This window comes from Caballeronia sp. GAWG1-5s-s (assembly GCF_023631445.1).
In the GTDB taxonomy this organism is placed as follows: Bacteria; Pseudomonadota; Gammaproteobacteria; order Burkholderiales; family Burkholderiaceae; genus Caballeronia.
Genome location: NZ_JALQDC010000012.1, coordinates 37,535 through 63,493, shown reverse-complemented (window position 1 = coordinate 63,493; position 25,959 = coordinate 37,535). Strand labels below are relative to the sequence as shown.

General features: G+C 64.1%; 21 protein-coding genes and 1 pseudogene. 8 read left to right on the top strand and 14 right to left on the bottom strand.

Annotated features, from left to right (window positions below; translation table 11 throughout):
• Nucleotides 1–3 precede the first annotated feature (3 nt).
• The 4 genes from NCR34_RS11145 to NCR34_RS11130 all read right to left on the bottom strand — a co-directional run bounded on the left by NCR34_RS11145 (nucleotide 4) and on the right by NCR34_RS11130 (nucleotide 4,388).
• The gene (locus NCR34_RS11145) at nucleotides 4–921 is read right to left on the bottom strand and encodes an AraC family transcriptional regulator (RefSeq protein ID WP_250499892.1); all 918 of its coding nucleotides are present in this window, start codon (nucleotides 919–921) and stop codon (nucleotides 4–6) included.
• Between the two features lie 12 nt (nucleotides 922–933).
• A complete protein-coding gene (locus NCR34_RS11140) occupies nucleotides 934–1,902 on the bottom strand; it encodes a LysR family transcriptional regulator (protein ID WP_250499891.1) in 969 nt (322 codons plus the stop codon).
• Nucleotides 1,903–2,094: 192 nt separating this feature from the next.
• Nucleotides 2,095–2,775 carry a 2-hydroxychromene-2-carboxylate isomerase gene (locus NCR34_RS11135; RefSeq protein WP_250499890.1) on the bottom strand — a complete coding sequence of 227 codons (681 nt, stop codon included), beginning with the start codon at nucleotides 2,773–2,775 and terminating at the stop codon, nucleotides 2,095–2,097.
• A 176-nt stretch (nucleotides 2,776–2,951) separates the two neighbouring features.
• Nucleotides 2,952–4,388 (bottom strand): TAXI family TRAP transporter solute-binding subunit, encoded by a 1,437-nt coding sequence (locus NCR34_RS11130; protein WP_175944811.1) that lies wholly within the window; start codon nucleotides 4,386–4,388, stop codon nucleotides 2,952–2,954.
• A 533-nt stretch (nucleotides 4,389–4,921) separates the two neighbouring features.
• Between NCR34_RS11130 and NCR34_RS11125 the strand changes: the two genes are divergently transcribed.
• Nucleotides 4,922–5,296, top strand: a complete 375-nt coding sequence (locus tag NCR34_RS11125) for a BON domain-containing protein (RefSeq protein ID WP_175944809.1) — start codon at nucleotides 4,922–4,924, stop codon at nucleotides 5,294–5,296.
• 494 nt (nucleotides 5,297–5,790) lie between these two features.
• Here the strand turns inward: NCR34_RS11125 and NCR34_RS11120 are convergent, their stop codons facing one another.
• The gene (locus tag NCR34_RS11120; RefSeq protein ID WP_250499889.1) at nucleotides 5,791–6,561 is read right to left on the bottom strand and encodes a DUF2242 domain-containing protein; all 771 of its coding nucleotides are present in this window, start codon (nucleotides 6,559–6,561) and stop codon (nucleotides 5,791–5,793) included.
• 212 nt (nucleotides 6,562–6,773) lie between these two features.
• Nucleotides 6,774–7,091, bottom strand: a complete 318-nt coding sequence (locus tag NCR34_RS11115; RefSeq protein WP_250499888.1) for a DUF4148 domain-containing protein — start codon at nucleotides 7,089–7,091, stop codon at nucleotides 6,774–6,776.
• 532 nt (nucleotides 7,092–7,623) lie between these two features.
• Here NCR34_RS11115 and NCR34_RS11110 point away from each other — a divergent pair.
• On the top strand, nucleotides 7,624–9,246 hold the full coding sequence (locus NCR34_RS11110) for a hypothetical protein (RefSeq protein WP_250499887.1): 1,623 nt from the start codon (nucleotides 7,624–7,626) through the stop codon (nucleotides 9,244–9,246).
• A gap of 369 nt (nucleotides 9,247–9,615) precedes the next feature.
• Here the strand turns inward: NCR34_RS11110 and NCR34_RS11105 are convergent, their stop codons facing one another.
• The 4 genes from NCR34_RS11105 to NCR34_RS11090 all read right to left on the bottom strand — a co-directional run bounded on the left by NCR34_RS11105 (nucleotide 9,616) and on the right by NCR34_RS11090 (nucleotide 15,362).
• Nucleotides 9,616–10,659: an extracellular catalytic domain type 1 short-chain-length polyhydroxyalkanoate depolymerase gene (locus NCR34_RS11105; protein ID WP_250499886.1), complete on the bottom strand. Its 1,044-nt coding sequence runs from the start codon at nucleotides 10,657–10,659 to the stop codon at nucleotides 9,616–9,618.
• Between the two features lie 39 nt (nucleotides 10,660–10,698).
• Nucleotides 10,699–11,121, bottom strand: a complete 423-nt coding sequence (locus tag NCR34_RS11100) for a ribbon-helix-helix domain-containing protein (RefSeq protein ID WP_250499885.1) — start codon at nucleotides 11,119–11,121, stop codon at nucleotides 10,699–10,701.
• 643 nt (nucleotides 11,122–11,764) lie between these two features.
• A complete protein-coding gene (locus tag NCR34_RS11095; RefSeq protein WP_350029430.1) occupies nucleotides 11,765–12,946 on the bottom strand; it encodes a glycosyltransferase in 1,182 nt (393 codons plus the stop codon).
• A 1,234-nt stretch (nucleotides 12,947–14,180) separates the two neighbouring features.
• Complete coding sequence (locus tag NCR34_RS11090; protein WP_250499884.1) at nucleotides 14,181–15,362, bottom strand: acyltransferase family protein; 1,182 nt, start codon at nucleotides 15,360–15,362, stop codon at nucleotides 14,181–14,183.
• A 207-nt stretch (nucleotides 15,363–15,569) separates the two neighbouring features.
• Here NCR34_RS11090 and NCR34_RS11085 point away from each other — a divergent pair.
• The 4 genes and pseudogenes from NCR34_RS11085 to groL form a co-directional block, all read left to right on the top strand.
• Nucleotides 15,570–15,743, top strand: a pseudogene (locus tag NCR34_RS11085) (IS3 family transposase); the annotation flags it as partial.
• A gap of 401 nt (nucleotides 15,744–16,144) precedes the next feature.
• Complete coding sequence (locus NCR34_RS11080; protein WP_250499883.1) at nucleotides 16,145–17,719, top strand: choice-of-anchor tandem repeat GloVer-containing protein; 1,575 nt, start codon at nucleotides 16,145–16,147, stop codon at nucleotides 17,717–17,719.
• Between the two features lie 302 nt (nucleotides 17,720–18,021).
• Nucleotides 18,022–18,315, top strand: a complete 294-nt coding sequence (groES, locus tag NCR34_RS11075) for a co-chaperone GroES (RefSeq protein ID WP_159836846.1) — start codon at nucleotides 18,022–18,024, stop codon at nucleotides 18,313–18,315.
• A 77-nt stretch (nucleotides 18,316–18,392) separates the two neighbouring features.
• Nucleotides 18,393–20,033 (top strand): chaperonin GroEL, encoded by a 1,641-nt coding sequence (gene groL / locus NCR34_RS11070; protein ID WP_248320415.1) that lies wholly within the window; start codon nucleotides 18,393–18,395, stop codon nucleotides 20,031–20,033.
• A 102-nt stretch (nucleotides 20,034–20,135) separates the two neighbouring features.
• On the opposite strand, the gene NCR34_RS11065 is transcribed toward groL, so the two are convergent.
• The 3 genes from NCR34_RS11065 to NCR34_RS11055 form a co-directional block, all read right to left on the bottom strand.
• On the bottom strand, nucleotides 20,136–20,564 hold the full coding sequence (locus NCR34_RS11065) for a hypothetical protein (RefSeq protein WP_502800070.1): 429 nt from the start codon (nucleotides 20,562–20,564) through the stop codon (nucleotides 20,136–20,138).
• Nucleotides 20,565–20,607: 43 nt separating this feature from the next.
• The gene (locus NCR34_RS11060; protein ID WP_250499882.1) at nucleotides 20,608–21,390 is read right to left on the bottom strand and encodes a DUF72 domain-containing protein; all 783 of its coding nucleotides are present in this window, start codon (nucleotides 21,388–21,390) and stop codon (nucleotides 20,608–20,610) included.
• Nucleotides 21,391–21,472: 82 nt separating this feature from the next.
• A complete protein-coding gene (locus NCR34_RS11055; protein WP_175945287.1) occupies nucleotides 21,473–22,348 on the bottom strand; it encodes a hydroxymethylpyrimidine/phosphomethylpyrimidine kinase in 876 nt (291 codons plus the stop codon).
• A gap of 271 nt (nucleotides 22,349–22,619) precedes the next feature.
• Between NCR34_RS11055 and NCR34_RS11050 the strand changes: the two genes are divergently transcribed.
• Together NCR34_RS11050 and NCR34_RS11045 are read left to right on the top strand one after the other, a co-directional pair.
• Nucleotides 22,620–22,790, top strand: a complete 171-nt coding sequence (locus tag NCR34_RS11050; RefSeq protein WP_025527884.1) for a rubredoxin — start codon at nucleotides 22,620–22,622, stop codon at nucleotides 22,788–22,790.
• 267 nt (nucleotides 22,791–23,057) lie between these two features.
• A complete protein-coding gene (locus NCR34_RS11045; protein ID WP_250499881.1) occupies nucleotides 23,058–24,452 on the top strand; it encodes a FimL-related protein in 1,395 nt (464 codons plus the stop codon).
• Here the strand turns inward: NCR34_RS11045 and NCR34_RS11040 are convergent.
• On the bottom strand, nucleotides 24,442–25,947 hold the full coding sequence (locus NCR34_RS11040) for a cryptochrome/photolyase family protein (protein WP_250499880.1): 1,506 nt from the start codon (nucleotides 25,945–25,947) through the stop codon (nucleotides 24,442–24,444). The genes NCR34_RS11045 and NCR34_RS11040 overlap by 11 nt on opposite strands.
• Nucleotides 25,948–25,959: the final 12 nt, after the last annotated feature.

Here is a 25,959-nt window from a genome sequence, read left to right as displayed (position 1 = left end):
GCCTCACGCCCCGAACCCCCGCTCCACCCGAAACTTCCCCGGCGCGACGCCATACACCTCTTTGAACCGCTTGCTGAACGCCGCTTCCGACTGATAGCCGACGTTCGCCGCGACATCCGCGATGCTCTTCTTGGTGTGCGTGAGCATGGTGCTCGCGAGCTGCATGCGCACATGGCCCAACAGCGCGAGCGGCGAGCTTTCCGAATGCGCCGAGAACGCGCGCATGAACGTGGCGCGCGACATTGCCGCTTCCTTTGCGAGCATTTCGAGCGTCCACGGATCGGCGGGGCGTTCGAGCATCGCGATCACGGATGCGCCCAGCCGCCGGTGCGCCAACAGCGCGAGCACGCCCGAAAGCGACGGCTGCTCGGCGAGCCATGCGCGGAGGACCATCGCGAAGAGTGCGGTGGAAAGCGCCGCGACAATCGACGGCGCGCCGAGCTGCGCTTCCTCCGCCTCGCGACGCATCGCCGCGACGAGCGGGCCGAGATACGGCGCGGACGCGCGCGTGAACGACACGTGCACCGCGTCCGGCAACACGTCGATCAGCAGTGCGCGCGGCGCATACGTGAAGCGTCCGCACAGCAGATCCACCGCCGGCTGCGCTTCGCCGCAATTGGTGCGCACCGTGACCGCGCCGTTGTCGCGCGTTTGCAGTTCGCCAGCGCGTGCGTCGCCATCCGCGACGTGAAGCACGTGCGCGTCGCCGCGCGGCAGAAAGAGAATATCGCCTGCTTTCAGGTCGATCGGCGCATGGCCCTTGCGCGACACCGTGCACGCGCCGTCCAGGACGACGTGATACGCCGCCTCGCCGGCCGGCGCGGGCGCGTGATCCACTTCGAGCGGGCCGCGCAAAAGACAACGCAAATCGAGCGCGCCGGAAAGCTGCGTGAGTTGAATCAAGCGGTCGAGAGCGTCCATGTCGTGAGCACGTTATTTGGCGACGGCCGCAGCGAACTCATGCACCGGCGCGGTTTTTCGGCCGATGAGCGAGTCCGACACGCGCGACATCAGCGCGCACAGCCACGCCACATCGGTCGATTGGTCCGACTGCGGCTGCGACAGCCGATAGCACTTGATGCGCGGAAACGGCACCGGCGAATCGAGCACCGCGAGCGGCAGCATCGCGGCATAGTGTTGCGCGAAACGGCGCGGCGCGGTGAAGATCAGGTCCGATTGCAGCAGCACCTGCGGCACGAGACCAAAATACGGAATCGTTGTGACAATTCTCCGGCGGATGCCCGCCCGCGCGAGCCCGATATCGATTGGATGGCGCTTCGCGCCGCTGTACGGCGTCGGCGCGAGATGCGCGGCGAGCGCGTAGCGTTCCACCGTCAGCGGCTCGCGCGCGAGCGGATGGTTCGCGCGCATCAGGCAGACGAACACGTCGGAGAAGAGATCCTGTCGCTCGAAGCGCGGCTCGGGCTTCGTCCAGTTGGCGACCATCAGGTCGATCTCGCCTTCGTCGAGCGCGCGCTCGTGATCGCGCATCGGGTTCAGCGATTCGATTTCGAGGCGCGCATGGGGCGCGGCGTCGCGAAACGCGGCCACGAGCGTCGGCATGAAGAAATCGTTCAGATAATCCGGCGCGGCGAGCCGGAAGGTGCGGCGCGAATGGGCGGGATCGAAATCACCGTGCGGCGTCGCGACGAATTCCACCTCGCGCAGCGCGCGCTGCGCGGGCGCGAGCAGCGTCTCGCCGTATTCGGTCGGCACCATGCCCTGCTTGCCGCGCACGAGAATCGGATCGTTCAGGATCTCGCGCAGGCGGCGCAGCGCCGTGCTGATAGCCGGCTGGGTCTGGTTCAGGCGCTGCGCGGTCTGCGTGACGCTGCGTTCCAGCAGCAGCGTGCGCAGGACGCGGATCAGCCAGATGTCGAGGGAATCGGCGGGTTCGTTCATGGGCTTTGCGTGGGACCGGAGGCCGAAGCGCCGTGTCGGGTGCGGCAACGGTTGCCACAGACGGCGCGGAGACGGCGCGGCGCACGGCCGCAACCGAAGTTAACCCTGTTCCGATTTTTGACGCCATAGCGCATGCCCTATGCGCGGCATAGGCGCGGCATAGGCGAGGGCCGCGAACGCGTTCGCCGTGGGTCAGCCGCCGACTGCTGTCGTGTCGCCGGGATCGGCTTCCGGGCGCGCCATCGGCAACGTGCTGATGCGCTTGACCTCGGCCGCTTCCAGCCAGTTCGGCGAGCGGGCGACGTAGAGCACCATCGGCAGCGTGTCCTCGCCCCAGAAGATCTGATCGTTGACGACGAAGGTCGGCACGCCGAACACGCCCATCTCGACGGCGCGGTCATTGTTGTCGCGCAGCCTCGCCTTCACGTCCTCGTCGTCGATGCGCGATTCCGCCTCCGGCATGCCCACGTATTCGCACAGCGCGCGAAAGCCGTCCGGCGACGACGGATCGCGCCCTTCGCGCCAGATGAAGCGAAAAATGTCGCGCACGCGCGTCATGTCGCCGTTTGCGATTACGGCGAGCCGCAGCGCCTTCACCGGGTCGAACGGATGCGCGGGCGGCATGCGAAACGGAATGCCCAGTTGTTCGGCCCGAAAGAGCGCGTGGCGGTACGTGAACACGCGCTTGGACGGAATGGTGGCCGCGTGCGGCTGCTTCCAGCGGTCGAGCAGCTTAAGCAACTGCACGGGCACGAATTCGAACGGCATGTCGGGCCATTTGTCGTGCTGCTCGAGAAGCAGGTACGAGAACGGCGAGATGAAGTCGAAAAAAAAGTACGGGCGACCGTCGGCGGTCGAATGCGGGGCACTCATGTCGTTTCTCCTTGCTTTTGGCGCGCTCGCGCTGGCCTCGTCGTTCGCTCTACGTGTTCGGTTGCTGCGGCGCTCGCGCGCCCGGCTTTCGCCGGCTGGCGTCGTGTCCTGCATCCGGTGCGGCGAACGCGCGCCGCGTATCTCCCGACCGCTTATCGCGATCGAATCATTCGATATTACGTGCTGCGCTGCTCCGTGTCTTCACGCGACGCGACCTGCCGGCGCGAAGGCGGCTGCGCGTTCGCGCCGGCCTCGGCTGCGAGTCGCTCGCGCACGAAGCCGATGTGCTCGCGCAACACGTAGAACTGGTCAGCGAACGCGAGCGGCATCTTCATCCGGTTGACCGCCGATTCGATCGCGTCGATGCGGTCGAGCAGGGCGTCGCGCTGCGCGGTGTCGGGGCCGCTGATCGCCTCCCGTTCGATTGCAATCAACGCGCCATACCAGCGATAGATGCGCGACTTCACGCGCCAGCGATACAGCCCCGGCACGAGCCGCAGCGCCGGAATGAGCACGACGACGAGCGGCACGAGCACGACGAGCACGCGATCGGCGAGACTCGCGATCCAAAAGGGCAGCACGCGGTACAGAAAACTCTTGCCCGACTTGTAATAACGCTCGGCGTCGTCGCTGATGCGGAATTCGTGGGCGAGCGGCGCGGGGAATTCGTTCGCGCGCTGCATCAGGTTGGCGCGGCTGTGGACCTCGCGCGCCGCCTCGATGAGCAGGTCCGAGAGCGCGGGATGCAGGCTGTCGCGGGCGACGAGCTCGACGGTCGGCGCGATCATGTGGACCGGGCGCGGCGGCAGATTGTTGGCGAAATCGAACGCGCCCATCGGCAGTTCGATCTCGGTGAGGTAAGGGAAGCGGCGCGCGTAGGCGTCGGCCTGCGCGAAGTCCATGAAGCGCACGCCCGGCGTGCGCAGCAGCTTTGCCATGGTCGGCGGCTGCGCGGAATCGCCCGTCAAAAGCGCGGCGTCGATCTGGCCGCCTTCGAGCGCCTTGGCCGCGGCCTCGCCGGACAGCGGCAGCAACTGCGTGTCGCCGCCGGGCTCGATGCCGTTCGCCTTCAGGAGCGTCAGCGCAAGCGCGCGCGTGCCGCTGCCTTCCGCGCCGATGCCGAGCCGCTTGCCCTTGAACTCCGACAGCCGCGAAACCACCGGCCCGCGATAGAACACGGCGAGCGGCACATATGCGACGCTGCCGAGCGATTCGAGGTCGTCGTGCACCGCGCCCGGCGGCATCATGCCGCCCTGCACGAAACCGACATCGACGCCCGAATCCGGCTTTTCCAGCCGCGTGAGATTGTCGAGCGAGCCTTGCGTCTCCAGCACGTTGAGCGTCACGCGGTTGCGCGCGAGGATCGCCTTGTACTTCTGCGCGCTGTTCCAGAACGAACTGCCCTTCGGCCCGGCCGCGATGGTGAGCGTGTTCGGCGGCGCGGGTTGAATGAGCCGCACGGCCAGGTAGAGCGCGGCGATCGCCACGACGAGAATCGGGCCGAACGTCAGCGCGAGGTCGCGCCACGACACCGCGACGAAACGCGCGACGATTTTCGGTTGCGGCCTGCGTCGCGGGCGTTCCTTTTGGGGATTGCCGTCTGATTGAGTCATCTCGGTGCCAACTGTCAACTTCGTGCCCGAGAGCTTACCCGAACGCGCGACGCGAAAGCCCGCGCGACCCGGTTGCCGTCGCGGCGGCGGCATGCGTGTGACAAGCGTGTGTCGCGTGCGGGCGCCTCGCGTTGTTAAATGCTTTGCGCTAATGGCCGCGCTGGGCTAAATTGACGTTCGCCGCCGCACGGCAAGGACTTCCGTCCGAAAACCCGTTATTTGGGTCAGGCGGGCACGCGCCGCAGCATCGGGCGCCTGTTGCGCCGTGCGTCAGGACAACATATAGACGAGCCGACGGGTCATACGCCCGAATAACGGCCGAGTTCGTTTCTTCGCCAGCCTCTCGCAGCATTGCATGACAGCATCCGCGGCACGTCGCCGCCGGTTCGCCGGTCCATCTGGACCGCCGGCCGGGCGGCCACGGGCATGCGCGGTGCCGTACGCCTTAGGCCGGTCCACGCTGTCCGGCTTGAAGTGCAAACGAGCGAAGCAGCAACTGTGCGAAGTCAACAAGCGAAACAAAAGGAGAAACCATGAAAGTTGTCGATATGTTGAAGGCGCTGGGCGTCGTGGTGTGCGTGGCGGTCGCGTCGAGCGCCTATGCCCAGTCCAGCGATGCGGCGGCCACCACCGGCACCGAATCCGCCGCGCCGACCAAGGCGCAGAAGTCCGCGACCAAGAAGACGGATCGCAAGCTCGGCTACGACGTGCGCCGCGCGCTGTCGAAGGCGCAGGGCTTCGATGTGTCGAACGTGTTCGTCCGTGCACGCGGCGGCGCGGTCACGCTGACCGGCACCGTGCCGGAAGGCGCGCAGATTTCTCAGGCCGAAGAAGTGGCGAAGGGCGTGACGGGCGTGCAGTCGGTCTCGAACAAGCTCACGCTGAGCCCGCAGAACGGCGGCAAATAAGCGGCGAGCCTCAGCCGTTTCGGGCGAGGCGCGCAAACGGGCTCCGGCTTAGGTCGGAGCCCGTTTTTGTTTTGTGGGACAGCGGGCCGATGAGCGAGCTGGGCGCGATTGAGCCGGGTGAATGCGATGGATGCTGTTCGGTCGCTACGCTGTGGCGCGAACCGGAGGCAGCGCGTCGGCGAATGGGCGGACGCGGGGCGGCGAGGCGCGCGAACGGGCTCCGGCTTCGGCCGGAGTCCGTTTTTGTTTTGTGCAACAGCCGGCCGATGAGCGAGCTGGGCGCTGTCAAGCCGGCGATATGTGCTGTTCGGTCGCTCCGCTCTGGCGTGAACCGGGGAGCGCGCGTCGACGAATGGGCCGACGCAGGCCGGCTGAATTCCCAATGCCGCACGAACCGGCGATCGCTCAGCGTGTCATCGCCGATGAGGCACGAGCGCGAATGGCGTGAGTGCGGTCTTCGCAGCCGGTAGATTGTCGGGAGAGCGGTGCGTCAATCAATGCGTCACCGCCGACGCGGCAACCGGCGCTGATGCCGTCACAGTACTGGCGGCAGCCTGCGCTTCCTGCTTGGTGACCGCCGCTGCCTCCGGCGTCTGAATCGCGGTCGCGGCCGCGGCGGGCGCCTGCACGACGATCGGCGTCGGCGTCAACTCCGGCGAACTGACAATCAGCGAGGGCGCGAGCGGCTTGCTCTCGACTTCATCGGATGCAATGGGCGAACTGCGCGGCACTGTCGTCAGATAGTGGCCCATCAAGCCGAAGAAGCGGTCATAGAACTTGCCGGCCGGCACCGTCTCGCTGGAAATCTTGACCATTGCGTCGCTGTTCGACCGGATGGGCAGCGAAAGCGAGCCGAGCACGCTCAGGCCGACGCTCGCGGACGTATCGCTCTTCTTGAGCGCGTAGCCGTCCTGCACGGCGTTCACATAGGCGATGCTCTGGTTGGTCGCGTTCTCGCCGGGCGTGCACACGACGTGGAACGACACGACCACATGCGTCTCGGCGGACGGCTGGAAGTTCTTCGTGGCGTCGACGCTATCGGCCTGCGCCATCGTCGTGAGAAAGCCTTGCGACAGCAACGCGCGGCGCGCGGCTTCGCAGGTTTCCTTCACCGTGGCGTCGAAGTTGTGCGCGTAGGGGCTGGCGCCGGTGTTGAACAACTCCTGCTGATAGCTGGGCGTGGTGGCGGTGCGGCCACCGCAGGCAGCGAGCGCGAAAAAACCGAGTGAAACGAAAGCGAGGCGCAACGACGACGGGATAGGCATGGCAGGCGGCAGAAACGAAACATGTGACAAGCAGACACACATTTTAGTGCGGTCCGAGCCTCCGATGAAAAAGCAGAATCCGAAAACGTCGAAAAATCCGAGGCTTACAGCGAGATGACCGTCGTAAAGCGCTTGTCCTGGCGCTCACGAAACGCGGACATGAACGCGAAAAAGCCCGGCGCAGGGCCGGGCTTCGCATTGGTCAATACCGCTTACGGACGATTGAAATCGACCGGGTTGACCTCGGCAGCCGCGCGATTCGCGCGTCCGGACGCCGACGCGCCGCCGTCCGAGCCGCCGAACGACGTCGCCGCAGCACCTTGCGACTCGTGAATGCGGGCTTCCGCCGCCTGGATCGCGGCCGGGTAGGTCGTCCGGTCGCTGGCGGGGTTGTAACCGGCGCGCTGCAGTTCGACCAGTTGCGCCTTCACTTCGGCGCGGGTCAGGGCGCCGTTTTCGTCCGCGTGGGCGAATGCCGGCGCAGCGAGTGCGGAAGCGATGACGATGGCGGGAACGATTGACTTGAACATGATGAACCTCCGTATCTCGTTGAGCGGGACGCCGCAGGAGCTTGGGGCTCGCACTGCGTTGTCGTTGAGAAGAAGTGTAGGCCTGTCACATATAGGTATAAACCCTGATCCGAAGAAGGCACCATTGATGAATCAGCATTAATCGATTCAATCGGTTCCGGGAGACCGATTGATTGATTGACGAGTTGTAAGGGACGCGGCAGCTTCACCGGGCGCGTGCCGACGCGAGCTTCTGCATATTTTTTGTCGCACCTCGCGTGTTATTGTCGTCTGCGTAGAGCGCCGGCCACTGACCTTTACGTCTGATGAATCGTTCGGTCTGCTTAGTGATGCGCACTGCGCGCCGAGCAGATTCTTGGCCATCGCAGCTTCAGCCATGAGAAACATCGCCTATGACGACGTTTGAACTCATCTCGCCGCGCATCCGGGCCTTTCGCGCCCGCGCCTCGTCTACACGCCCCCATCCGCACTGCACGCCGACGACTTCTGCCAACGAGGGACCGCGCGCGCGTCCCACCATCGGGGAGACGCCATGAACTTTCCGGTCGATCGCTCCGCGCCGGCGAGCGCGAACCTCGATGCGGCAGCCGCGCCCGCGCCGGGCTCGCGCGCCGGCCCGCTAGCCGCGATGCTGCCGCGCGTGCTTTTTTTCGCGACCGTGCTGTATGGCGCAGCGTTGTTCTGGATCTCGCCGCGTCCGCCGCTCGCCGATTTGCCTCAGCACGCCGGCCAAGTCATGTTGCTGCGCGATCTGCTCGAACATGCGTCACCGTGGCAAAGCCTCGTGCAACTCAATCTGCTCACGCCGTATCTCATCGGCTACGGGCTGGCTTTGCCGCTCACGTATCTGATGCCCGTGGCGGCCGCGCTCAAGTGCCTGATGACGGTCGCGTACCTCGGGTTCGTCGCATCGTGCGTGGGCTTTCGACGTCATCTGCATGGCGATGCGCGGCTCGACTGGCTCTTCGTTCCCGGATGTTTCGGCTTCGCATTCGGATGGGGCTTCTACACGTTTTTGGTCGCCGCGCCGCTGGGCATCCTGTTCATCTGGCTGACGTACGGTTACGCGACGGCGTTGTCGGTGGAGAAGGGTGTTGCCATCGCGCTGGCCGGCGCGGTGCTCTTCTTCTGCCACGGGCTCGTGTTTCTGTTCGCGTGCGCTGTCGGCGTCGGCTTCGTGCTTTTCAAGCAGAGGCCGCTCGCGCACGGCGTGAAGGCGCTCGCGCCGTTCGTGCCGCTCGGCCTGCTGTGCATTGCGTATGTGCTGCGCAGTCGCGCGACGGATCCGCTGCTCGGGCAAACCGTGCCGGACATCGTCGTATTCAAATGGGGCTGGAATCTGCACCGCGTGCTCTCGCTGCCCGTCTATGTCTGGGGCATGAGCAAGAGTGCCGCCATGTATCTGCCACTCGTCGCGTTGATGTTCGCGGCGCCGTGGCTTTGGCGCGACAGGATCAACCGGGACCGCGCGGTGATCGTCCCGATGCTGGCCGTCACCTTCATATGGTTCGCCGTGCCCGACGCGGCGCTCAAGACCGGCTATCTGTATCACCGGTTCGCGCTTTTCCTGCTGCCGGCCTATGCGCTGATGTTCTGTCCCGCGCCACGGTCGGCGAGCGATGGGCGCGCATCGGCGTCGGGTTCGCCTTGGACCGCATGGCGAGGCGTCGGCGTGCAGGCCGCGATCATCGCGGGATGCTGGATTTTTCTCACCGATCAAGCGGTCCGCCTGCATCGCTTCGCCGCCGAGAACGCGCCGCTCGAAAAGCTCCTCGCGCGAGCGGAGCCGGGCCAGCGCGCGCTGAATCTCGTGTTCGATCGAGACAGTCCCGCGTACGGAAGCATTGCCGCTTACATGCATCAGGCGCTGTGGTATCAGGCTGAGAAACACGGGTTCGTCGATTTCAACTTCGCGACGTTCGTGCCGCAGATCGTCCGTTTCAAACCGGGGATGCTGCCGCTGCAACCCCCGGCGCTCGAGGGCGATCCCCGGCGCTTCGACTGGACGAGAGACAACGGCCGGCAGTATCGATATTTTTTCGTGCACAAGGCCGGGCCCCTGCCAGCGAACTTCTTCGCCAACAAGGAATGCGACGTCGTTCAGGTCGTGCAAGAGGGCGAATGGTCGCTATATGAGCGGCGCGATTGTCGCTGAGGCGGGGCGCCGAGTCGCGCGATGTGGGGTGGTATCGCGCGCGTGGTTCGGCTCGCCAATGTACCGTGCGTTGTTGATGGCGTGAGCAGACGACGCAGAATCAAGCGACGCGATGTTTTGCTCAGAGATCGGCTGGCGCGGCAGCGCCGCGTCTGGGGTTGCCAAGCCGATTCCCGTGCTCACGCCGCAGGCGGTTCGGGAACCCTCCAGTCGCGTCCGACGGATGCAGCGACCGCACCCACAGGCTCGACGACAGGCGCCATCAGCGACGGCCGCATGGCGGGCAACCTCCATCCGCGCAAGCGAACGCGCGGTTGCCGTGCCGAAGGCGGCGGCGTTTCTTGGAGAACTCGCCGCGATGAAACACTTCTAGTTCTTCGGATGCGCTAAAAAGAAGCGCAGCATCTCTGCGCTGGCGTCCGGTCCGCTCGGGTCGGTGTAAGTTCCGCGCGCGCTGCCGCCGGACCACGCGTGCGGTGCGCCGTGAAGCGTCCACAGTTCCGCAGGCACGCCATCGGGCGATACGAACTGCTGCACTGAATGCTGCCGAGTTCCCGCCACGCCCGCTATGCGGCGCTCCGGCCCGCTAGCGCGGAAGCCTTCAAGGACTCTGCGCGCGTTGACGTGATTCACGGTGGCGTCCGCATCGCCGTGAAAGACGATCAGCGGGCAACGCGGCGCGCCGGACGCCGCCGCTTTACCTTCGCCGCCGCGCATGAGGGCAAGCGCGGACGGCAGATCGTGCGCGCGTCCGGCAGGCAGCCCTGAGTGAACGCCCGCTGCCGCATACAAGTCGGGGTAACGTTGCGCCAAGATCGCCGCCATCGCGCCGCCCGCCGACAAACCGGCGACGTAGACGCGCTTCGCATCCACGTTGTGAGTGGCCATGATTTCGCGCGTGATGCCGGCTATCAGCGACGGCTCGCCCGCGTCCCGCTGCTGGTCGGACGGCTTGAACCAGTTCCAGCATTTCGATGCATTCGCGCTTTGCGGCTGAATCGGATAGGCGACGATGCACGACTGCCGTTCGGCGAGCGCGTTCATTTGCGTGCCGGCCGCGAAGTCGTCGGCGTTCTGCGTGCAGCCGTGCAGCATCACGACGAGCGGCAATGGCTCGTTGCGATAAGCGCTCGGCACATATAGTTTGTAGTCGCGCTGCCCGGCGGCATTCGCGTAGCGGCGCGTGCTGAAGTGCCCGCGATCTTCCACTTCGGGCTGCGGTTCGGCGCGCGGCGGTGTCTTGAAGAGTTCGCTAGAGCGCGAGGGGCGGGATTCGTGCGAGGCGGGCGCTGCGTCGGCAGCGTCTCCGCGCATCGCGCGCTTGACGATGTCGGTGGCGGCGTCGCTATTGCCGTTCTGAAAGAGTTGAAAAGCCTCTTTCATCGAGTCGAGAAAACCTTCGTTCAGTTTCATGTCTTGTCCGGTTTCGGATGCGCGGCGGTCGAGCCGCATTCAGCGGATCCGGTCTGCAAGCGCGGCTTTGACGGCCGGCGATGCGTGGAGGGCACCTCGAACCAGAATCGATTCGATGGTGGCAAGCGCGAGTTCGGGCGAAACGTCGGCGGCAATACTCGCGAGGCCGAGCACCTGAATCTTCAGCCGCTCATTGGCTGCGCGCACCGCTTCCAGGTCCTGTCTGGAGAAGTATTGAAGCCCGAGCACGAGCGCACGCCGGGTCGCCGTTTCCTTGACGACGGACGCGTGCACCGCGAGCTGATTGCGGATGGCCGTGCGGATCAGGTCCGTGCGGTTTGAGTAAAAGCCTTCTTCGACGAGCAGGTCGATCTGGCCGAGATCGACGGGGCCGAGGTTGATCGTGATCTTTTCGGTGTCGCCGCCTTTGGGGCGGGTGAGGTCGGGAAGCGGTGCGGTCATGTGATTCTCCATCCTGTTGCCATCTAGCTGGATGGTAAAGGCTGCGTTTCAAGAGGCAATGCCCTTTATTTTTTTGAAACGCGCGGTCGCATCGCACAGCGGGCATTGGGGCGCGAGTGCGCTCCTGCGGCGAGGGAAAACTCGTTTTCTCGCGATAACAGCTAGCTTTTTCGGCGTCGTGCGGCGATCTGGGTTTCGGCTCGAGCGGCGCGGCGCACATCGAGATTAGTTCCAAGCGCCTGTTGCATCGCGGCGCAACAAGGCTGTCGACGCGAGGCCCGCATTGCGAGCAGAGGAAACGCTTGTCGGTTGCGGGCTCGTGCGGCCGTACACGAAACAATCGGCCGCCAGCGAATGGCACTCGTCAGTTCGGAGACGCATCGTGCAAACGCTCTTGCCGGCCGCGATACCGGATTCCCAGCGCGCTCCAGCGCGCTTTAACGTATGCGATTCCTCAACGCATCGTCGGTAATCAGGCGGCGCATCGCGCTGGCGAGTTCCTCGTCCGCTTCGACCGCGAATTCAGTTGCCAAGCGCCACTCGCGTGGCGGCGCGGCAAGGCTGTCGACGCGAGCCGCATGGCGAGCAGAGGAAATGCTCGTCGGTAGCCCGGCCCGTGCGGCCGTACAGAAAGCAAGCGGCGCTAGCGCCTCGCACTCGTCAGTTCCGACACGCATCGCGCAAAACGCTCGTTGCTGGCTGCAATGCCGTACTCTTCAGCGCGTTCGAGCGCACGCGCGCGCATGCGATGCATCAACGCTTCGTCAGTGATCAGGCTGCGCATGGCATCGGCGAGTTCGTCGTCCGCTCCGATCGGAAACAGAATCCCGAAGCGGCCGTCGCCGAGAATCTCGCGCGGGCCGGTCGGGCAATCGCTCGCTATCACGGGCGTGCCTAGCGCGAGCGCCTCGAGCAGCACCATCGGCATGCCCTCGTAGCGCGAACTCAGCACCTGAAGGCGCGCGCCGGCGACCAGCGCGTGCGGGTTGTTGCGATAACCCGCGAAGTGCACGCGCGCGGCGATACCGAGCTCCTCTGCGAGCCCTTCGAGTTCGCCGCGAAAAGCGCCATCGCCGACGATCACCAGATGTTCCGCGATATCGCCGGCACTCACGAGCCGCGCGTAAGCCCGCAGCAATGTGCGATGGTCCTTCTGAATTTCATCGAGTCGCGCGACAGATACGATGTACGGCGCATCGCAAAGCGGCGGTTCGGTCGCCAGCGCATCGCGGCGAATGCGTTCGATATCGATGGCATTCGGCAGCACGGACAGTCGCTGCAACCCGTCGCCGAACATCCGACGCGCTTCCTCGGCCATGTGCTGATTCAGCGCGGCCACCCCGTCGTAACGCGCGAACTGCGCCGCGAGCCGGCGTTTCTTGCGCGGACGGGCGCCCAGCCGCGCATCGAAGCTGAAGTGGTTGACGCCGAGCCACGCCGTGCCGAACTGGCCGGCGAGGCGGCGCAGCGACATGTCGAAATCGACGATCAGCGCATGCCGGCGTGCCAGCGCTTCGATGCGTCGCTTCACATAAGGCCGCACGGCGAGCGTGTTGAAGACGTCGCGCCCCACGCGCCCGAGCTTGCTCAGCTTGCGCGCGTAACGCCGGGTCTGGAAGTAGTTGAGCCACTCCTTGTCAGCCAGGATCTCGATGCCGACATCGGGTGGCACGAGCGTGCGAAACCGGTTTTCGAACGCCGGCGAGGAATGCATCACCGAGAGCGTGACGCTGAAGCGCTCACGGTCGAAGACGCGCAGCCACTGGATAAGCGACGATTCGATCCCGCCGTCGTTGAAGTCGACGATATGGAAAAGCACCGGCACGGGTTCGCTCGCCGGCGGGGGCGCGTTGGATTCCGTATCAGCTTGATTTGCGGTTGAGCTTCGAGCTGGACAGGCAATTGGCACTGAGGGACATCCTCCTTTGAGAGAGCGTAATGAAGTTTCGAAATGTTCTAACGCTACCGCAGTCGCCCGGCAGTGCAAAGACGACGGAGTGCGTGCGTTCTGGCGGACGCACTTGTTTGCATGGGCCTGTTGCTGTTAGGAGAGCGTCGATCCCGACCGCTTGTCAGCGCGGCCGAACCTAGTCCGCGGAGCGTTGGTCTTTCACCGTTGGTGCGGTGTCGCAACCTGACGCTGCGACGTCGGAAAGGTGCCGCCACCCGGCATTTTATTAATTCCCTCGAGGTCAAGACTTCGGCACCGGCTCCTCGCCAAAGCAAATGTCTAAGTTCATCAAACATTGAATCCGGCCGGCAAGCCAGCACGAGTTTACGAGCGACAGACCGTCTAGTTTTGAACTGCGTTCATCTACTCTTTTTATGTTATCAAAGCTCGTTGTTTCAACGTTGACTGACAGTTGAGCAGGCGCGACGTACCGCCGCCCGCAGTTCGCGGCTTAGACGAGCGAGCACCGTGGGCCCCGACGAGCGGTGCCGGCAATCTGGTCTCAGCGAACGTCGGAGGGGGCTGTCTGGGACGACAGTGACACTAACAGCTTCCCCTGCTGTACCGGGCCGCGGCCAATGGACGCGAATAACTCTGAGCCCCTGGCTTTGGATCCTCGACAATGGCGCCGCGTGTCGCAAGCTGAGGAATAGATGCACATACTTGGGTCGCTTATCCGGGAGGCTAGCAGACCACCAGTGTGTCTGCGGACAACGATCGTTGCGACGTGCGCAGGCGCAACTGCGTGCTCGCGCCATCGGGGGCTACTTCGAACATTGTCCGAAACAGCCGCCGCCAGCGCCTCAGCCCAGTTTCGGCCAGTTGTCATTCGCGTGGTGCGCGAACAGGAACGCCTAACGGCCCCGCAGGATCGGAACGTGTCGGTCGGCTGCCAGTTGACGCGACCAGATGAGCGGCGCCGCATGCATCCGAGCAGAGGGAGGAGGGGGCGTAGCCGCCCAAGCGGGGCGTTCTACGGCGAGAGTTCAACTGGGCAGGGCCGTCGTCGTCGACGTAAGACAGATGACAGCCTACAAGCAGATCAAGAATTCCAACCAGGCGGCATGCGATGTAAAGCGCTTCGCGCAGAGCGCGAGTCCGGCGAGCATCAGCGCGCTCCGTTCGCCGCCAGCGTGCGCCCCCTCACACGCAAGCCGATGCGATGTCCCGCATCGATCATCGGTCGCTCGACAGTCACGTGAATTACGGCGGCGACCGCGCAGAGCGTGAACATCCCGAAGCAGGCGGCGAGCCAGAACGCAGCAGTCGATTGCACGATCACCCGCGCGATCACATGGTTCGCGAAGCCGAGCGAGAAGACGAAGCCTTGAAACAGATAGATGCCGTAACTGATGTGCCCGAGGCGTACCGCGGGCCTCGATGTTAGTAGCCCGAGGAGGGTGGTTCCATTGCAGAGCAGAAAGAAGACCAGCCCGAGAATTAGGCTTTGTTCACGCGCGTACGGAAGCGGCCGTAGCTCAAATACGAGCACCAGAAGCACGATGACAGCGAGCGACCGTGCCACATCGGGCAGGCGCACAATTGGGCTGACCTCGCCGATCGACGCGTTCAGCATGCCTATCGCGAACAGCAGCCAGAGCGGCGGCGCTTCGGCTGTAGAGACGCTACTCCAGATGAGTGCACCGATGAATGCAACGCCCGCAGCGGCGAGATGCAGCTTCGGCCGTGCAAACAGCGCCGCTGGCAGCAGCGCGATATAAAACCGCCACTCATACTTCAAGGTCCACACGACGCCGGCGAGAATGATCCAAACGTTTGGATAGGCGTTGAAGTCGTGGCCGACTAAGAGGCCCACGCCATACCAGTGCACGATCTTGTCGAGCAGCGGGCCGACTGGCTCGCGGGTCTGGAAGCCGGAACGCCACATTACCACCAGTACCATCCCGGTGACAGCGATCCAGTACACTGGAGCGATGCGGAACACGCGACTGATATAGAGCGCAACAAAATTGGGCCTACCGTGGGCCTTGATTAACTTGCCCCAGAACAGGTAGCCGGTAATCATGAAGAATATAGCGACTCCCGCGCTGCCTAGCCGGCTATAGAAAAAGTCGGGCGGCAAGGCCCAGACGCCCGTTTTGATCCACAGGCCCGCTACCACCGCGTGATGCACCATCACGCTCAACGCGAGATATCCGCGTGTGCCGTCGAGGGAATTAGTGCGCCGTGCCTGCGCCGCTTTAGATTCGTCGATGAAGCGCCAGAACGGCAACGCGAACACGACGGTCACAAGGATCATCAAGACGAAATACGGAGCGACGAGCAGCATGGCGACTTAGACCGGCGGGAACCTACGTAGCCCGCGATCGTAGCAGACCGCGCGATCCCCGGTCATTGATGAGGCAATCTACTGTTCCGCGCAATATTTCCTCTCGCTCGGCGAGCGCCCTGTCAGCTCGCGCAGATGTGTTGCATCGGCCGGTTGTATCCAGGATGTAGCACATGCATTCTCCCAAATCGACACGAGGCGCACGCATACCCGACGAAGAATTTCCCTCCTTTCTTCGCATCGAGAGTATCAGCGATGTCATGATTTACGGGCCGGGTATGTCGCTCGAGGCCGAGCTATTCGCCGGAACAGACGAAGGTGGCCGTCGATCATCACCTGAGTCAAGGCTCCTGCGCTGCTGCAACTTTGAGGGCTCTGGGGTAACCGAGTCGCGAGATTCTTGCAGCACGGATCGAAGAACTGTGCCCAGACGTCAGAAAAGCGTAGCCACGCCCAGCCTTCGCCGCCACAACGCCGATCGGCAACTGCCGCCATGACGCTGGAGCGTCGCAATAACTGCAGCACGTCACCGGGAAGCGGTGCATCGCATCACAAGCGCACAGAGATCTTAAGGCCCGTACCGCCGACGTTTTCGTGCATCGACACGCTTCGAGAATTAGGGCTTTTACTGAACGAGGTGGACGCAAGTCGACAAAACAACACTGATAAAGCCAGAGGCTCGATTGTTAACATGCTTATCTTTTTGATAAGTAGAATGAGGCACAGCCCGCGGTGAAGGCCGCCGCGACGTCTCACTACTCGCCTTTGCACCGGTTGAAGTCATGCGTCCAAAAAAAATCAAGACTGTTCCCAGCATCGTAACTACCGTCATATTTTCGGCAACCCTTGGTGCCTGCGGCGGAGGTGGCTCGTCTAGCACCGCAACGTCTTCCAACCCTGGAAGCGGTTCCGCGGTCCCTCCGGCAGCACCGACGTCATACACTATTGGCGGGACCGCCATTGGACTCAACGGGGGCGTTCTAAAGCTGCAGAACAACGGCACAGACACGCAGACACTGACTTCTGAAGGGGGGTTCCAGTTCTCGTCGATAACGTCGGGCAGCCCATATAGCGTTGCGGTTAGTCAACATCCAGCCGCGAGGCAATGCAACGTCGCAAACGGATCGGGCAATGCAACCGCCAATGTCAACAACGTGAGCGTCAGTTGCAGCCCAGGTCAGGTCAGCACCCTGTACTCCTTCACCGGCGCGAATGGCGATGGCCAGTATCCCGAGGCGGGCCTAGCACAGGACAGTGCTGGCAACCTTTTCGGTACCACCTATGGCGGCGGAAGTGCAGGACCTGGCACGGTATTCCAGTTGAAGCGAAACGCCGACGGGACATATGCATCGCCCGTCACGCTGTATGCGTTCACCGGCGCAGGTGCCGGTGGGACCACATTGAACGCTGGGTTAATTGTCGATCGCGCAGGGAACCTCATCGGCACAACCAACACCGGCGGCAGCTCAAACGCCGGGACAATATTTGAGCTAACCCGAAACGCCGACGGGTCATATTCCCCGGCTGTGACGCTTCACTCCTTCACGGGCGTCGGCACCGATGGTGCATATCCCGATGCAAGCCTCGTCCAGGACGGTGCGGGCAATCTATTCGGCACGACCATCCAAGGGGGAAGTGCCAACGCAGGCACGGTTTTCGAGCTTGCGCGCAAAAGTGACGGGACGTACGCGACGCCGACCACACTGTATTCGTTCACCGGTACCGCCTCGGACGGGAAGGCACCAGAGGCAGGGCTGGTTCTAGACAGCGCCGGAAATTTGTTCGGCACAACAAGCGCGGGTGGTGCCGCCAACAGCGGGACCGTCTTTGAACTTGTGCGCGGCAGTAACGGGACGTTCGGTCCGGCGGTCGTGCTTCACTCATTCTCAGGCACGGGATCAGACGGCGCGATTCCGAACTCCCCCCTCGTCGCTGACGCTGCGGGAAATCTGTTTGGCACAAGCAGTGCGGGCGGCGCGGCGAGCCTCGGTACTGTATTCATGCTTAGGCGAAGCGGCGACGGAACATATACGCCGGCGACGACGCTTCACTCGTTCGCGGGCGGCTCGGCAGACGGGGCCTATCCGGATGCAGGCCTCGTCTTGGATGGCGCTGGGAACATTTTTGGCACTACAAACGCAGGCGGCAGCGCTAACTCCGGAACCGTATTCGAAATTAGGCGCAACAGTGACGGCACTTACGCGTCGGCAATCTCACTGCTGCACGTGTTCACGGGGGTGGGCTCCGATGGCAACGCGCCAAGTGCCGGTCTAATTCTGGACAGCACGGGCAACCTGCTGGGCACAACCAACATGGGCGGAACCGCTGGTCTCGGCACGGTGTTCGTGCTGAACTAAATGCGTGTTCGCGGATACCCGGCTCCTGCCGGGCTGGGTGTCGCGTCTAACCGTCTATTTGACTGGTCTGACAGAAGATCCTACGCCGTCAGATCGTGCGCTCGCAGTCTAGCGGTTCAACGTTCGCTGAACTTCGGCACGTGTCGGAGCTGTCTCTGCCCATCCCTCCTTGAAATTGTCAAATCTGGTCCATATAATTGGCACTCACTGCACGAGAGTGCTAACAAGATTTCCGTCCGGCGGGCTCCGCCCAAAAGACGGGCTTTCCCGCGTTTTCAGTCTCATTCAAGAGAGGAGTGTGTATGAACCTTCGTCCTTTGCACGATCGCGTCATCGTCAAACGTCTGGACCAGGAAACCAAGACCGCATCGGGCATCGTGATCCCGGAAGCAGCGGCAGAAAAGCCGGATCAAGGCGAAGTCCTGGCCGTCGGCCCGGGCAAGCGCGATGACAAGGGCACGCAAAACGCCCTCGACGTGAAGGTGGGCGACCGCGTGCTCTTCGGCAAATACGCCGGCCAGACCGTCAAGGTCGACGGGCAGGAACTGCTCGTCATGCGCGAAGAAGACATCATGGCCGTTCTGGTCAACAAGTAAGCATTCTTCCTGTACGCCGGGCTTCGCGCCGAAAGGGCGGCGAGCCGGCACACTGAATCGAATCAAGGAGTCTGGATATGGCAGCTAAAGAAGTCACTTTCGGCGATTCCGCACGCGCCAAGATGGTCGAAGGCGTGAACATCCTGGCCAACGCGGTCAAGGTCACGCTGGGTCCGAAGGGCCGCAATGTCGTGCTCGAGCGTTCGTTCGGCGGCCCGACGGTCACCAAGGACGGTGTCTCGGTCGCGAAGGAAATCGAACTGAAGGACAAGCTCCAGAACATGGGCGCGCAAATGGTCAAGGAAGTTGCTTCCAAGACCAGCGACAACGCAGGTGACGGCACCACGACCGCTACCGTGCTCGCACAGTCCATCGTTCGCGAAGGCATGAAGTACGTCGCATCGGGCATGAACCCGATGGACCTGAAGCGCGGCATCGACAAGGCCGTCGCAGCAGCAATCGAAGAACTGCGCAAGATCAGCAAGCCCTGCACGACGAACAAGGAAATCGCGCAAGTCGGCTCGATCTCGGCGAACAGCGACACCTCCATCGGCGAGCGCATCGCTGAAGCCATGGACAAGGTCGGCAAGGAAGGCGTGATCACCGTCGAAGACGGCAAGTCGCTGCAAGACGAGCTGGACGTCGTGGAAGGCATGCAGTTCGACCGCGGCTACCTGTCGCCGTACTTCATCAACAACCCGGACAAGCAAGTCGCCGTTCTGGAAAACCCGTTCGTGCTGCTGCACGACAAGAAGGTTTCCAACATCCGCGATCTGCTGCCGGTGCTGGAGCAAGTCGCGAAGGCCGGCCGTCCGCTCTTGATCATCGCTGAAGACGTCGAAGGCGAAGCACTCGCAACGCTGGTCGTCAACAACATCCGCGGCATCCTGAAGACCGTTGCTGTGAAGGCTCCGGGCTTCGGCGACCGTCGCAAGGCCATGCTGGAAGACATCGCGATCCTGACCGGCGGTCAAGTCATCGCGGAAGAAACCGGCCTGACGCTGGAAAAGGCGACGCTGCAAGAGCTGGGTCAAGCGAAGCGCATCGAAGTGGGCAAGGAAAACACGACGATCATCGACGGCGCTGGCGAAGCCGTGAACATCGAAGCTCGCGTGAAGCAAGTGCGCAAGCAGATCGAAGAAGCGACGTCGGACTACGACCGTGAAAAGCTGCAAGAGCGCGTGGCCAAGCTGGCCGGCGGTGTTGCGGTGATCAAGGTCGGCGCTGCGACCGAAGTCGAAATGAAGGAAAAGAAGGCACGTGTCGAAGACGCGCTGCACGCCACGCGCGCAGCAGTGGAAGAAGGCATCGTGGCTGGCGGCGGCGTCGCGCTGATCCGTGCTCGCAAGGCAATCGACGGCCTGAAGGGCGCTAACGCCGACCAGGACGCAGGTATCAAGATCGTCCTGCGTGCGATGGAAGAGCCGCTGCGCCAGATCGTCACGAACGGCGGCGAAGAAGCTTCCGTCGTGGTGGCGGCTGTTGCTCAAGGTTCGGGCAACTATGGCTACAACGCGGCAACCGGCGAGTACGGTGACCTGGTGGAAGCCGGTGTCGTCGACCCGACCAAGGTGACGCGCACGGCGCTGCAAAACGCGGCATCGGTGGCAGGCCTGCTGCTGACGACCGACGCAGCCGTCGCCGAACTGCCGAAGGAAGATGCTCCGATGCCTGGCGGCATGCCCGGCGGCATGGGCGGCATGGGCATGGACATGTAAGACGGCTCCGGCCCCATTACATCGGTGCGAGTCTCGCAAGGGGCTCGCGCCATGCCAGAAAAAACCTGCAGCGATGCAGGTTTTTTTTTGCCCATCGACAAGCTATTTGTTCATCTCGTCGCGCAGCTTTTGCGCGGCGGCTTTGTAGTCGTAGGTCGGGTAGAACTCCGTGTGATATCCGCCCCACGCGGTCGTCTCGATCGCGCGATTCACTTCCCGCAGCCTGTCCGCCGGCACGCGCAAGGTCACCACCTGGCCGATGCCCATCATCACGTACCACGACACCACTTCGACGCCCGGCGGCGGAAACGTCTTGAAGTAGCCCTGTTCCTTCAATTGCTGGTTGATTTTCGGCAGCGGCTTGGACTCGTCGTGCTTGAGGAAGATGGTCAGCAGGAACGTGCCGTCGCCCGCAGGCGTGGCCGGCGGCGGCGATGCATCCTGCGCACGGACAGGCAGCGCCGCCGAGACAATCGTGGCGAGCATCGTGGCTTGGATCAGGCGAGCGAAGCGTCGTGCCGGCTTGTGCATCAGCGAATCTCCTTCGGAAGCAATGAGCAGCAGCGGAAAGGCACTACGCCTTCCGATGATGAAGATGCAGACGCTCCATCACATGCAGCGCGTTGGGCTGCGCGTGGCCGAGCGTCGTGTTGTCGAAGATGCACCACACCTCGGGCGTCTTTTTCGCGCGGGCTTGCAGCGTGCGCGCGAGATCGTCGAGATACGGGAAGTCGTACGAAGACTTGTACATGTCCGGCGAGCCGTGCAGCCGCACATAGACGAGCGACGTGTCCGCCCGATGCTTGATTTCGCAGTCGTCGGGAATCGGATCGGCGTCCACATACGCGATGTGATGCGCTTTCAGAAGCGCCGCCGCATCCTTGGTGAACCAGCTCGGATGGCGCGCCTCGCATGCGACCGGCAGCTTGGTGCGCTCGCGCAGCGCCTTGAAGAAGGCATCGGCCAGATCGTGTTCGAACGCGAGGCTCGGCGGCAGTTGCGCGAGCCAGCAGCCGAGCTTGTCGCCCAGCTTGCCGGCGGCGGCCAGAAATTCGTCGATGAGCGCGTTGGTGTCGGCGAGCCGCGCGTCGTGCGTGATCGCCTTGGGCAGCTTTACCGAAAAGCGGAACGAGTCGGGCACGCTTTGCGCCCACTTCTCGTAAGTCTGCTCGCGATGCGGCTTATAGAAGCTCGAGTTGATTTCGACGCACGTGAGCACGCGTGCGTAGCGTTCGAGATGCGTGCCTTCGTCGGGAAAGCTCGACTGGACCGAGCTCGAAAGCGCCCAGCCCGCGCAGCCGACGCGGATGGCGCCTTGCGGGCCGGGCTTGTGCAAATGGGGCAGTCGATACGGCATGCGCTCGCAAAGCCTCCCTTCGTTGGTCTCCGAACTCCGTTCGTGTCGCTTCGTTCACTGCATCGTCGGCGCGCGATTTCGTCTAATGCCGGGCTTCTCCGGGCAATCCGGCCGAATCGTCGGGCAACGACGCGGCGTCGGTTTCGTCGTCCGCGTCGTTCGAGCGGGCCCAGAAAAAGCGATCCGGCAAATACGCGCCCATGCCCGGACGGAACGCGGCGCGCGCCGCCTGGAACACGTATTCCTGCGCCTCGCGCGCGGCCTCGGCGGGCTCCTGACCGTTCGCGAGCAGCGCGGCAACCGCGGCGCCGAGCGTGTCGGTAAGCCCCATCACGCGATGCAGCCCGCGATCCCACAAGTCCTGCCGCACCTGTCCTTCCTCGCTGTACAGCGTGTTCACATGCCGGTGCGTGCCCGTTTCCATCGCCAGCACGTACTCGCAGCCCTGCGCGAGAATGTGCGAGATGGCGGAATCCAGCGTCGGCGCTTCGGCGTCGCTGTCCGGCTGCGCAAGCTGCAAAAGCGTCGCATGATCGGCGATCAGCATGGTCGTCTGCGGCACGAGCAGATCGGCGAGCGATTCGCGCAACTCGTCGGCGGACAGCACGTGTTCGTCGTCGAGCGTGAAGTCGGGCGCGAGGATCAGCGGAACGTCGTCGTAGTCGGACACCACTTCCGCGATCGCGGACACCACTTCGGCTCGCGTGGCCGCGCCGATCTTGAACGCGGCGATCGGCATGTCTTCTAGCAACATGCGCGCCTGCGCGGCGACCGCGTCGGGGTCGAGTCCGTTGACTTCATCGCATGTTGCGGAATCGCGCACGGCGTAGCCGGTGAGAACCGTTGCGCTGTGGCAGCCCATGCTGGCGAGCGTGAGCAAATCGGCTTGCAGGCCGGAGCCGCCCGTGGGGTCCGAGAGCCCGAAAGTCAGAACGATCGGTGGAGAGTCGCCGGTCATGGCAAGAGCGGACATTTTTGATTTGAATTGCACGAGTGAGACGATTCAGTTGCAGCGAACGCGAAAAAAGACGCGCACGCGCCCGGACACGGTTCGATTATGCGGCCTATTGCCGCCCGCCTGCCGTCCGTGCGCACCTTTTTGCAGAGCGGTGACGCACACATCCCGCTATTTGGGGGATGCACGTCGGGCCGGCGCCTTGCTAGGCATCAACCCGGCAACACGGTACCATCATGGCCTAATTTCAATCGACCAACGACGCGGCATAAGTATGGAATACAGAAGCTGGATGTGCCTGATCTGCGGCTGGATCTACGACGAAGAGGCGGGATTGCCGGAAGAGGGCATCGCGCCGGGTACCCGCTGGGAGGACGTTCCGATCAACTGGACCTGTCCCGAATGCGGAGCCCGCAAGGAAGATTTCGAGATGGTCCAGATCTGATCCGCATGCTCTACCGCGCCGCATGGCTCACGCCATGCGGCGCGTGTTTTTTGCGGCCTGCGATTCGTGCAGGCGTCGCAGGCGAGTCGGGTCGCGCGTCGGCGCCAATCCGGCAGGAACATTCGTTCCCGCCTGCGCTCGTAAAAGGCATACGCTTTGAGCACGACAGGCTCGGCGGCGCTTGACCGCCGAGCTCGTCGATAACGCAGTTCAACCGCGCGTCGAGGCGGCGTCGCCACGCGCGTTTCTGGCTTGTGAGCGCCCGTTATGACATCTCGTCCCGACCTTCCCGTTCCGATCGAAGCCTTGCCGAACCCGCGCGGCGGCTCAGTCCGGCTCGCCGAAATGGCGCTCACGGACGCCATGCACGCGTTCCAGCGGCAGGGCGAGATCGCGCCCGCGCTGAAGCGCGCGATTGCCGCGCTGCATTCGGCCGGATGGCTGCCCGCGCAACGTTTCGCCGAGGCGCTGGCGCTCGTCGCGCCGCTCGGCGATGAATCGGAGGGCACGCACGACCGCATCGCGCTCGCCATGTCCGCGTTCCGCGCGGCCGTCGAGCGCCATAACCTGCGCGAACTGTCGTGTTCGACGGAACTCTTCGATCACTATCGCGGGCTGCACGCGCTTCTGGCCGTGCATACGCGCATCGCGCCGGTTTCCTACGACGACCTCGCGCTCGCCGGGCGCGCCATCGCGCCGTCGACGCTGCGGGGCGTCGCGCTGGAAAGGCTCGCGCGGGTCCGGGCGCACTACGAGGCGGCGCTGCTCGCGTTGCTGCGCGCGGGCGCCGATCAGCCGCAAGCCGACATCGACGAAACCTTCTCGCGGCTCGATGCCTGTCTCGCCGAGCTCACCGGCCCGGATCCGTACGACTTCTGGCGGCTCGCGTCGTCCACGGTGCGGGCGCTGCGCGAGCGGGCCGGCCGTCATGCCGATCTTTCCAGCTACGCGGACGCCAAGCGGCTCTACGCCCGCTTCAACCTCGTGCTGGCGGATCAGGCGCACGCGTCGACGTTCGCGCCGCGTTCACTCGTGCGCGCGACGCTCGCGTTGCTATGGCGCGACTTCGCGCTCTACGGCGCGACGCCTGAAGACGCCGAACACGTCGACGTATTGCGCGACTACGGCCTGACCGTGGCGTGGCACGTGGCGGCGACGCCCGCGTCCGAAGCCGCGTGGGAGCAGGGCGCGGCTCAGGCGAGCGAAGAAAGCACGCGCGAGGCCGTCACGCGCGATCTGGGCGTGCTGCGCGTGAACGCGGCCGCGTACGAAGACTTTCTGCAAAGCGCGGAGGCATCGATCGAAGGGCTCGTCGAGCGCGGCACGCAGGCGAGCGAGACCGGCACCGTCGATTCCGCCGCCGCGCTGCATGCGGCGAACGCGTCGCATCGGCTGGGCGCGGCGGCGTGCGCGCTCGGGCTCGGGCACGTCTCGCTGCTCGCCGATACGCTCGGTCTCGCGTGGCGGCGCGTTGCGCATCAGGGCGAAGGCGCGGCCCAGAGCGATGCTCGCGGCCTCGACGCCTCCATTCCCGAACGCGCCGCGCAAACGCTGCGTTCGATGCTGCATCAGGCGGCGGCGGGCATCGCGCCGTCGGAAGGCCGCGCATCGATCGCCGCGCTGACCGCAATGATCGAGCGCCCCCCAGCCGTTACGCGATAGCGTCGTCCTCGTCCTCGTCTGGAGACGACGCCCGTTTGGCCGGCCCGCGCACGACGTCGTATCGCAGCAGTGTTCGCTTGCGCGCGGCGTCGTGATCGACGATCGGCGGCGGATAATCCGCGCCCAACGCGATTTTCGCGGCCTTCAGCGCGTCCGGCTTCGCAAGCCACGGCGCATGAATGTCGCGGTCGGACAGCGCCGCCAGCTCCGGCACATAGTGGCGGATGAACTTGCCGGCGGCATCGAATTTCTGCGACTGCGTGACCGGATTGAAGATGCGGAAGTACGGCTGCGCGTCGCATCCGCTGGACGCGGCCCACTGCCAGCCGCCGCTATTCGACGAAAGCTCGAAGTCGTTCAGCTGCGCCTCGAAATACGCCTCGCCGCGCCGCCAGTCGATGCCGAGATCCTTCGTCAGGAAACTCGCCGTCACCATGCGCAGCCGGTTGTGCATGTAGCCCGAGGTGTTGAGTTGGCGCATGGCGGCATCGACGAGCGGGTAGCCGGTCTGCCCGGCGCACCACGCGGCGAAATCGGCGTCGGCCGCCTCGCCGGTTTCCCATTGAATGCGGTCATATTCCGGCTTGAACGCGCGATGATCGCCCGGCATGCCCACGCGCGGGAAATGGTGCAGCACCGCGAAGTAGAAGTCCCGCCAGATAAGCTCGGAAAGCCACGTCTGCGCGCCGCGGTCGCCGTGGCGCTGCGCGTCGTGCGCGACGCGGGCGAGCGCGCGGATCGACACGGTGCCGTGCCGCAAGTGCACGCCCATGTAGCTCGGGCCTTTGACCGCCGGAAAGTCGCGCGTGCGGTCGTAATCCGTCATGCGGTCGCGGAAGTCGTCGAAGAGCGCGTACGCGCCGACCGTACCTGCCGGGAACGCGGGGCCTTCTGCATCAGCGAAACCGAGCGCGGCGAGCGACGGAATGCCCCGATCCGCCTGCGCGGGCGGCTTGCCGAGCGCGTGCAGATTGTCTTCCGACGCATACGGCTGCAACGCGTCGGGCGTGAGCGTTTCGAGCCACTTGCGCTTGTACGGCGTGAACACCGTGTACGGCTTGGCGCTGCCCGTCAGCACGTCGTCGCGGTCGAAGATCGCCTGATCCTTGAAATCGAAGAACGCGATGTTCGCGCCCGCGAGCCTTTGCGCGACCGCTTCGTCGCGTGCCTTCGCGGACGGCTCGTAGTCGCGGTTCACGAACACGGCGTTCGCGCCGCACTCGCGAGCGAGCGCCGGAATCGCGTCGAGCGGCATGGCGTGCCGCACCAGCAGCGCGCCGCCGGCCGCCCGAAGCGTGCGATCCAGCTCGATCACGCTCGCCTGAATAAAGGGCACCCGACGATCGTTTTTAGCGAGCGGAGCGAGGATTTCGCGGTCGAAAACGAACGCGCACAGCACGCGACGGCACCGTGTAAGCGCATGATAGAGTGCAGCATTGTCTGCCGCGCGCAGGTCCCGCCGAAACCAGACCAGCCCCACATCGAAGTCGGCCATCTCGCAGCGCCT